The 1214-nt window shown below is 36.9% G+C and carries 2 protein-coding genes; both read right to left on the bottom strand.

The window, feature by feature from the left end; genetic code table 11:
* Window positions 1-188 precede the first annotated feature (188 nt).
* Window positions 189-587, bottom strand: a complete 399-nt coding sequence (locus MHN32_RS23635; protein ID WP_239422992.1) for a hypothetical protein — start codon at window positions 585-587, stop codon at window positions 189-191.
* Complete coding sequence (locus tag MHN32_RS23640) at window positions 584-1174, bottom strand: RHS repeat-associated core domain-containing protein (protein ID WP_239422993.1); 591 nt, start codon at window positions 1172-1174, stop codon at window positions 584-586. The genes MHN32_RS23635 and MHN32_RS23640 overlap by 4 nt, the downstream gene beginning before the upstream one ends.
* Between the last annotated feature and the right edge of the window lie 40 nt (window positions 1175-1214).

Genomic DNA, 1214 nt, shown 5'->3' on the forward strand with positions numbered 1-1214 from the left:
TAGTATTAACAATAAGATAGAATTACCCTCACGGCATCTCACCTGATCAGATCACCCAATTGAATTTGGCACCAAACGGATTTTTTCATTGAGCTGCTGTTTTTGAAGAAAACACCAAGCTACAACTGCCAGAAAAAACAAAGCCCCGCTAGTGCGAGGCTTTGGATTCAAAATTTAAAATAGACGGATTAGTTTAACTCTATTAATGATGCTCGTTCACTATTTACTCGTAAAAACTCATCACCAAAAAATCGAATAAACAAATGATAATTTGACTCCCAGTGACTCTCATCGCAAAGCCAATTGTCGTCTCGATCTTGAGGAGACTTGTAGCCAAGCTCATCAACTGAATCAATATTTGAGTTAAAAAATCCTTCACTAAATTCCATATAACGAATATTTTCAAATAGTAAAATTATAGGATTACCATTTTTATTAAATTCTTCATTTGGTACAAAGGATAACTTCACCTCATTTATTGAAGCTTTAACAATAACCTCATCAAAGTCATACAAATTATGCAAATCAAAAAGTTCTTCATCGACTAGTAACTCATTGCTTTGACCAACTCTAAAGTTTTTTATCATGACTTATTCTCTTTTTCTAAGAATTTCCTAGCAGCTCTGATCTCCTTCTGTGTAGTGCGGGTAGTATCAGCACCTTTAGTATTATAAGCTGGCTGATTTGGAGCTTGTAGGTTTCTTGTTGATGTTTTAGTGTGCGGAGTAGGGACTCCGTTATGTGCCTTTCCATCAAGATCAATTTCTACTTTTTGACTTGGAGAGCGCATTGTTACCCTGTTTTTATTACCATTCTCTTTAACAAGAGCCGTTGCTTGCTTTTTTATATTGGCAGAATTCTTGGCAGCTTCAACTCCCTGATCTTTGATGCCTTGTCTGACTGATTTTGTTACTTGTTTTATTGCAAATTTCCCAGCATTTTTTACTGTCGGCATGGGAATGCCAGTAGCAGATTCAACAGCCTCTGACGCTAACTCTTTTGCAGCAAAGATTACAAGTGGGACAAGTATAGGCAAACGACCGTCTGGATCTGTATACTTATAAGGGTTGTTATTCGCATAAGCATAACGGTTAAAGCTATGAATATCACGGAATCCAACAGGATCATTCGAGTAGAAACGACCTATGACTGGATCATAGTATCGTGCCTGCATATAGCTCAATCCAGTTTTTGTATCAAATCTTTTGCCGGTA

The sequence above is a fragment of the Pseudoalteromonas sp. Of11M-6 genome (assembly GCF_022347905.1).
Classification (GTDB): Bacteria; Pseudomonadota; Gammaproteobacteria; order Enterobacterales; family Alteromonadaceae; genus Pseudoalteromonas.